The following is a 577-nucleotide window of genomic DNA, read 5'->3' as shown; positions in this document are numbered from 1 at the left end:
CTACGACCAGCTGTACGCCGAGGGCTACATCCCGCCAAGGTGCTGCCGCCGCCCGGCAAACCGCGCACCTTCCGCATCGGCGTGCCGGCGCTGGACCTGTTCCCGGGCGACGTCTGGGCGCGCCTGCAGGCTGATTTCTGGCGGCGCGGCACCGAGAACCGCATCGGCTACAGCGATCCTGCCGGCGATCCGCAGTTACGCGAAATGCTGGCCGGCTACCTGCGCAATTCGCGCGGACTGGTGTGCGATCCGGACCAGATCATCATCACCGCCGGCACCCAGCAGGCGCTGTTCATGTGCGCGCAATTGCTGCTCAATCCGGGCGACACGGCGGCAATGGAAAATCCCGGTTATCCGCGCGCCGCATCGGCACGCCGGCTTGATCTGCTGGCCTGGGCCGAAGCCAACCAGAGCTATATCCTGGAAGACGACTACGACGGCGAATACCGCTACAGCGGCACGCCGCTGGCCTTGCTGGCCTCGCTCGACCGCAGCGGCCGCGTGCTGCATATGGGCACATTTTCGAAGATCGCCTTCCCCGGTCTGCGACTCGGCTACATCGTCGCGCCGCCGGCCG

Annotated in this window: 1 protein-coding gene; it reads left to right on the top strand. The window is 67.1% G+C overall.

Translation table 11 applies throughout. From position 1 onward, the window contains the following. Nucleotides 1-39 precede the first annotated feature (39 nt). The coding region (locus HLUSI_RS0102405; RefSeq protein WP_016832456.1) for an aminotransferase-like domain-containing protein at nt 40-577 on the top strand (538 nt) is incomplete at its 3' end.

The sequence above is a fragment of the Herbaspirillum lusitanum P6-12 genome, from assembly GCF_000256565.1.
Lineage (GTDB): Bacteria > Pseudomonadota > Gammaproteobacteria > Burkholderiales > Burkholderiaceae_D > Herbaspirillum > Herbaspirillum lusitanum.
The sequence above is the reverse complement of the archived record's forward strand: the minus strand, read 5'-3'. Positions and strand labels throughout refer to the sequence as shown.